The following is a 6,888-nucleotide window of genomic DNA, read 5'->3' as shown; positions in this document are numbered from 1 at the left end:
GCGAGACGGGCCTCAACCCTTCGAGGTGTCTCGTAAGACAGTGAGGATGGGTGTGGCCCCGCAGCGCTGGTGTCCTGACCCGTCGTAAGACAGTGGCGATGTGCTGCACGTGGATGCGCTGCACACTGCACCCGACGGGACCATCTACATCACGCCTCTGAATCAGTGCGTGGTCCCGTGACCGAGTTGTCAGGATGCAGTCATGGATGTTGACGAAGCGGTTCGGGGTGCGCGTCTACTCGCTTCCGATATCGAACGTTCCCTCGGTGTGACCGTCGAGATCAGCACGGAATATCGGGGCTCGTGGCCGACGCTGCGGGAACTGCTGGGGCGGCCGGAGCCCAGCGGGTGGGTGCAGATCACGGTGCCCGCAGCGGGGACGAGTGCGGCGCTCGATCCCACCGAACCCGGAAGCGTCACCGCCGAAGGGTTCGCGATGGAGTTGGCGCGATCATTCAGGCCGATATCCAGATGCATCTGCGGGAGCCGTGGCCGCGTGATCCGGCGTCGTCACGCAGTACCGATCTGAAGCCGACGGAGCACGGTTGGCAGAGCCATGCCGATACCTCGTTCCTTGTTCCGTACGGACAGTTGGGTCCGGCCAGCGGCGCGGGCTGATGTCGGGCCGAGGATTCGTCCTCGGCCCGAGCCGCGTCCGAGCCGTTCGACGACTTCCCCGGCAAGCCGGGCCGATGGTTGAGGACTGTCGGCTACGCGCCGCGGCGGCCGTCTCGTCCGTGGCCGAGCATCTCGGGCGCTGGTCAGGTGCCGATTCGCGAGCAATTGGGGTCATCTCTTGCCAGAATTACAAAACTGGTGGATCCTATTGCCAGATGGTTTCGGGGCTCGACGCGGAGCCGGACCGGAGGATTGAGATGGCTGTGGACACGGGATACTTCTCCGACGATTCGATGATCCGGCGGGTCATGCGCAAACGGGCCGTCGGGCTCACCTACGGACTGCGAGCGCTGGTGATCGGCGCGGTCAATCCGCTGCTCTATGTCGGCACGGCCGAATCGACCCAGCACCGGGACACTCCCTACACCCGGCTCGCGCTCACCGGGAAACTCTTCGAGGCCGTGTTCTTCGGAACCCGGGCGGAGGCCGACCGGGCGCTCGAATTCACCGGGAAGAAGCATGCGCAGGTGCAGGGCCGGCTACCGGAGGATGCGGGGGCGCGGCACCCGGCGGGGTCGGCGTATTCCGCCTACGACCCGCACCTGAGCTTCATGACCATGGCATTCACCTTCGAATCGGCCGAGGTCATGTACGACCTGCTGGTCCGACGGCTCAGCGATACCGAACGCGAGGATCTCTACCAGGACTATGTGCGCTGGGGTGAGCTGTTCGGGATGCCGCGTACCGCCGCCCCGGCGGACTACCGCGCGTTCCGGACCTACTTCGACGGCTACCTGGCCTCCGACGAGCTGTTCCTCACCGACGAGGCGCGCAAGGTGGGCAAATACCTGTGCGGGCACGTGGTGCCCTATCCGCAGCGCGCGCCGGGCCGCCAGGTGAGTTCGGCCTACTACCTGCTGGTACAGGGCAGTCTGCCGGGCCGGATCCGCGAGATGTACGGGATCGAGTGGAAACGTACCGACGCGGTCGCCTATCGCGGGCTGGCGCAATCGGTGCGCAATGCGCACAGCGTGCCGTCGGTACTGGTGCCGCGACCGGTGAAAACGGTGCTCAACGGGCCGAGCGCGCCGATGTACCGGCTGATCACGGAGCAAGAGCAGCGTCTGGCGCGGGACGGGAAGCGCAGTATGCCCGGGATCGATCCGCGTACCTGGGCGGAGCGCAATTCGGCTTGATCCACATGCGAAGATCGGGGCATGTCCAGTCCTGCCCAGACCCCGGCCGCCGGGGAACGTAAACAGCGGGTGCTCTCCGGTATCCAGCCGACCAGTGCCTCGTTCCACCTCGGGAACTATCTCGGTGCCCTGCAGTACTGGGTGAACATGCAGGACGATTACGACGCGCTGTACTTCATCCCGAATATGCACGCGATCACGGTGTCGCAGGATCCCAAGGAACTGCGGCACCGCACCCTGGTCTCGGCTGCGCAGCTGCTGGCGCTGGGTATCGACCCGCAGCGCGCGACGCTGTTCGTGCAGTCGCAAGTGCCCGAGCACGCCGAACTGACCTGGGTGCTGAACTGCATCACCGGGTTCGGCGAGGCCGGCCGGATGACGCAGTTCAAGGACAAATCGGTGAAACAGGGGGCGGACAACACCACCGTCGGCCTGTTCACCTATCCGGTATTGATGGCGGCGGATATCCTGCTCTACCGGGCGCATCAGGTGCCGGTGGGGGAGGACCAGCGCCAGCATCTGGAACTCACCCGCAACCTGGCCCAGCGGTTCAATACCCGGTTCAAGAAGACCTTCGTCGTTCCCGAGCCCCATATCGTCAAGGGCACCGCGAAGATCTACGACCTGCAGGACCCCACCGCGAAGATGAGCAAATCCGCGAGTTCGGAGGCGGGCCTGATCAACCTGCTCGACGACCCCAAGGTGACCGCGAAGAAGGTGCGCTCGGCGGTCACCGACACCGAGCGCGAGATCCGCTACGACGTGGAGAACAAGCCGGGTGTCAGCAACCTGCTGGTGATCCTGTCGGCGCTGACCGAGACCCCGATCGTGACCCTCGAGAAGGATTACGCGGGCCGCGGGTACGGCGACCTGAAAGTCGATGTCGCCGACGCACTGGTCGAATTTGTCACGCCGTTGCGTGCGAAAGTGGAAGAGTACATGGCGGATCAGGGTGAACTCGACCGCATACTCGCCACCGGTGCCGAGCGTGCGCGGGAGATCGCCGGCAACACTCTCGCACAGGTTTACGACCGGGTCGGGTTCCTGGCTCACTGATACCGGTCCGGTAGCCGTGCGCGTGGCGATGAGGGGCGCGAACTGTGCAGGTGATCGACAACGGCAAGGCCGCCGTCAAGCGTGTGATCGGACAGCGGCCGTGGCTCGACCATCTGGTCCGCGCGGCCGGCAGATATCAGAATCAGCGCGGCGACTACTACGCGGCGGGCATCACGTATTTCACCGTGCTGTCGCTGTTTCCGCTGTTGATGATCGCTTTCGCCATCGCGGGTTTCGTACTCGCGGGCAATGCCGAACTGCTGGGTGAACTGCAGGAGAAGGTCGTCGAGAACATCCCGGGTGAGATGGGTGACCAGCTCAACGATCTGATCGACCAGGCGGTGCGCTCCCGCGGAACAGTGGGCGTGCTGGGTCTGCTCACCGGGTTGTATTCGGGCCTGGGCTGGATGGCGAACCTGCGCAAGGCATTGACCGAACAGTGGGAGCAGCCCTCGGACGACGAGAACTGGTTCCGCGCCAAACTCTCGGATCTGGGTGCGCTGTTCGGCCTTTTCCTGGCCTTGGTGGTGTCGCTGGGGTTGTCGGCGCTGGCGTCGAGCCGGCTGGGAGTGCAGTTGCTGGAGCTGGTCGGCCTCGAGGAGATGCCCGGGGTGCGCTGGCTGTTGTGGCTGCTGTCCACGGTGCTCGCCATGGTGGCCTCGTGGGCGCTGTTCGCCTGGATCATCGCCCGCCTGCCGCGCGAACCGGTCACCCTGCGCAGCGCCCTGAAGGCCGCCGCCCTGGCGGCGGTGGGGTTCGAGGTGTTCAAGAATATCGCCGGGATCTATATGCGGTCGGTGCTGAGCAGTCCGGCCGGTGCCGCCTTCGGTTCGATCATCGGCATCATGGTGTTCAGTTACGTGGTCTATCGGATCATCCTGTTCGCCACCGCGTGGGCGGCTACCGCCCGGGAAAACGAACAACTGGCCTCGGTGCCGGTGCCCGGGCCCGCGATGATCCGGCCGCGGATGGAGAGCGGGCGACCGGGAGTGTTCGGCGGCGCCGTGCTGTTCGGTGCGGGGGCACTCGCCACGCTGGGGGTGGCCCGGATGCGCCGTCGGCGGCGCGGCTGAAGACAGCTGCGCGCCGGTATCTCCCGGCACCGAACCCGGCCGGTCATGATCTGTTCGGCAATATTTCATTTCGGGGGTCGCGGAATCCGACGGTGGCCTACCTGTAAGGGACGCAGGAGAATACGGCGAAGCCGAACGAGTGAATTCGGGGTGGCTGGTGGCGGCGCGCTCGTAACAACGGAGGCGCAGGTACCTAGGTAGTCCCGGGGCAGATACTTACGTGCACCGGATGCGGATATTTCGCTTCGGATGACGGATGTTCCGGCCCGATGCTTGTCCTATCTTTCGATTCGAGGCAGCCCTTTCCCGGAAAATTGCCGGGGCGCAGGCATTTTGATTGCTGCCGAGTAGAGGAGGGCCCGGTGGGTTCCCAGGCGCCGACCCGGCATCCCGCGCTCGAAGTGGTGCGTCCGGCGGATTCGCGACGGTTCGTCCGTTGGCCGTCGCGTTAGCCGGCAAGCGGAAACCGCCCGCGTTTCCGGCGGAAGTGTGGATTGTTTCGATCACCACATTTCTGAGTAGGTCGGTCGGATTTCTGGCTCTCTTCTCCACGGTTTTCTACAAATCCATGGGCCTGAGCCCCTCGGTGCTGACCCTGGCGTTGTTCGCGGGTGGTTTCGCCGGTGTCCTGGGATCGGTCGCCGGCGGCTGGTTCGCTACCCGGTTCGGCTCGACCGATGTGCTGATCGCCGGTTCCGTGCTCAATATGCCGCTGCTGTACCTGCTCGGAATGTCCTCGACGGATCCGGTACCCGCGATCGTGCTGGCATCGCTGAGTGTGGCGGTGACACAGTCGTTCTCGGGCCCGGCGGCGGCGCTGGTCACGGGCTCGGCCTACGAGGGCAACACCGTCACGGTGGTCGCCTTCCATCGGATCTTCCTCAGCAGCGGGGTCACGGTCGCTCCGATCATGGTCACCGCGGTAGGGGAGAACGACTTCTCCCTGCTCTTCTCACTGTCCGCACTCGGGTCCATGGGCACCGCCGCGTTCCTGTTCACCGAACGCTCCAGGCTCCGGGCCGCCGAGGCGCCGGCGGCGGCCCGGGCACGCAACTCCGCCGCACCGGACCTCGGATCCGACAGTGGCGCGGCGGACCCGCACGACACCTCCCGGACTTCGCGGCTGTGGGCGGTGGTCGTGGTCTTCGGGACGGCGATGGCGGTGTACGCGCAGAGTATGAGTGGAATTCCGCTCTCGGTCGAGAAGATATCGGGAGGCGATCGGCTCTACAGCGTACTGCTCGTCGTCAATTCGCTCTTCATCATCTTCTTCGAATTGCCGATCAGCACGTTGACCGCGAAGCTGAAATGGAATTACGCGCTCGGACTGGGAATCTTCGTCACCGGGTTGGGGCTCGCTGTCTGCGGCGCGGGGTCCGGATGGGCCGTATGCATTACCGGATTCGTGCTCTTCTCGCTGGGCGAGGCCATCTTCATTCCGCAGGCGAGTGCTTCGATAGCCGATATCTCCACGCCTGCGGAGAACCCCAGATATCAGGGTTACCTCTCGGCCGCACAGTCCCTCGGTTTCGCCGTGGGCCCGGGTCTCGGAGCGTTCGGAGTGCTGCACGACAGCGCGCTGTACTGGACGCTCGTCATCCAGATCTCGTTCGCCGCGGGTGCGGTGGCGGTAATTGCAGGAATGTCCAAGGACAGGAGTTCGGTTCGTGTCGGATAATTCGGTATTGATCGTCGACCCGGTGAGTTCGGGAAGACTGTATCCACAGGTGCTCGCGCAGTACGGAATCGACGCTGTGCTCCTCGACACCGAGCACGCGCTGGTCTCGGACTTCCGCCGGCTGCCCACCCCCGGTGCCGTCGACTTCGCCGCTGATCTCGGGAACTCCTATGAGCTGCTGCTGAAGATGTGCGTGGAGCGTTCGGTGAAATATGTCGTCGCCGGGTCCGAGCCGGGTGTCGAACTGGCCGAGCGTCTGCGCGCCGATATCCCGGATTGCCCCACCGGTGAGACGGATCTACCGATGCGAAGATGGGACAAGCAGTACATGTTCGAGGCCCTGGCCGCGGCCGGAGTGCCGACACTGACCACCCGGGCTGTCCCCGCAGGCCACGACGAGCTACCGATGGAAGCGGTTACGGAACTGCGCGCTGGGCGGAAACTGGTGGTCAAACCGGCCCGTGGCGCGGCCTCCGTCGGGGTGCGGTTGGTGGCGACCCCCGCCGAGCTGTCCGGCGCGGTGGCCGCGATCACCGATAGCGCGGGGCTGTTCGGCGGGGCCTCGGCGGCGCTGATCCAGCAGATGTATCCCGCGCCGCGGGTGGAGTACGCGGTGGATACTTTCTCCACTCCAGCGGGGCACGAACTCGTCTGCGTCAGTGTGTACGACAAATGGGTCTCGGAGTCGGGCGATTTCGTCTACGACCGCGGCCGGTGGCTCGACCACGACGACCCGATCGTCGGGGAACTCGCCGTGTACGCGCGGCAGGTACTCGACGCCCTGGGCGTGCGGGTCGGACCGGCGCATATGGAGATCATGTCCGGGCCGCTGGGCCCGCGGCTGATCGATTTCGGTGCGCGAGCCCACGGAATCGGTCATCCACAGCACACCTGGGAGCTGACCGGGAGCTCGCAGATCCACCGCGAATGTGAATACATCGCCGAGATCTTCGGAATGCGGGCTCCGGCGCTGGAACGCGGTACCGGATACTCGCTGGCCAGGCACGGGGCGCTGGTGCTGCTCAGTGTCGATCGGCAGGCCCGGTATCTGGGTGGAGCCGAAGCGGAACTGGCGGAACTGCCCGGTGTGCGGGAGGTCCGGATCGCGGCCGTGCCGGACCGGACTTACCCGCCGACCGCGTCGATGATGGATTCGGTGGCGCTCGGCCTGGTGTTCGTCGTCGCGGACAGCGGCGACGAACTGGATTTCCGCTGCACCGAAGTCCGCAAGCGGGCCGGTGACTTCTTCGCGCCGGAATGATCCGGA

The 6,888-nt window shown here is 65.3% G+C and carries 6 protein-coding genes; all 6 read left to right on the top strand.

Annotated elements, in window-relative coordinates; all coding sequences use genetic code 11:
• The first annotated feature begins 202 nt into the window (after positions 1-202).
• The 6 genes from ACWCPQ_RS32905 to ACWCPQ_RS32880 all read left to right on the top strand — a co-directional run bounded on the left by ACWCPQ_RS32905 (position 203) and on the right by ACWCPQ_RS32880 (position 6,882).
• Positions 203-529 (top strand): hypothetical protein, encoded by a 327-nt coding sequence (locus ACWCPQ_RS32905; RefSeq protein WP_449906346.1) that lies wholly within the window; start codon positions 203-205, stop codon positions 527-529.
• 346 nt (positions 530-875) lie between these two features.
• A complete protein-coding gene (locus tag ACWCPQ_RS32900) occupies positions 876-1,814 on the top strand; it encodes an oxygenase MpaB family protein (RefSeq protein WP_449906343.1) in 939 nt (312 codons plus the stop codon).
• A gap of 21 nt (positions 1,815-1,835) precedes the next feature.
• Positions 1,836-2,870 carry a tryptophan--tRNA ligase gene (gene trpS, locus ACWCPQ_RS32895; protein WP_449906340.1) on the top strand — a complete coding sequence of 345 codons (1,035 nt, stop codon included), beginning with the start codon at positions 1,836-1,838 and terminating at the stop codon, positions 2,868-2,870.
• Between the two features lie 44 nt (positions 2,871-2,914).
• Positions 2,915-3,943 carry an inner membrane protein YhjD gene (gene yhjD, locus ACWCPQ_RS32890; RefSeq protein WP_449906337.1) on the top strand — a complete coding sequence of 343 codons (1,029 nt, stop codon included), beginning with the start codon at positions 2,915-2,917 and terminating at the stop codon, positions 3,941-3,943.
• A 436-nt stretch (positions 3,944-4,379) separates the two neighbouring features.
• Positions 4,380-5,621: an MFS transporter gene (locus ACWCPQ_RS32885; protein ID WP_449906334.1), complete on the top strand. Its 1,242-nt coding sequence runs from the start codon at positions 4,380-4,382 to the stop codon at positions 5,619-5,621.
• On the top strand, positions 5,611-6,882 hold the full coding sequence (locus ACWCPQ_RS32880) for an ATP-grasp domain-containing protein (RefSeq protein ID WP_449906331.1): 1,272 nt from the start codon (positions 5,611-5,613) through the stop codon (positions 6,880-6,882). The genes ACWCPQ_RS32885 and ACWCPQ_RS32880 overlap by 11 nt, the downstream gene beginning before the upstream one ends.
• The last annotated feature ends 6 nt before the right edge of the window (positions 6,883-6,888 follow it).

The sequence above is a fragment of the Nocardia sp. NPDC001965 genome (assembly GCF_053594175.1).
Note: the sequence above shows the minus strand (reverse complement) of the source record. Positions and strands in the feature narration are given on the sequence as shown.

Excerpts from the sequence above, each read along its gene's own strand:
- trpS (WP_449906340.1), top strand. The coding sequence starts at position 1,836 with ATGTCCAGTCCTGCCCAGACCCCGGCCGCCGGGGAACGTAAACAGCGG.
- ACWCPQ_RS32905 (WP_449906346.1), top strand. The coding sequence starts at position 203 with ATGGATGTTGACGAAGCGGTTCGGGGTGCGCGTCTACTCGCTTCCGAT.
- ACWCPQ_RS32900 (WP_449906343.1), top strand. The coding sequence starts at position 876 with ATGGCTGTGGACACGGGATACTTCTCCGACGATTCGATGATCCGGCGG.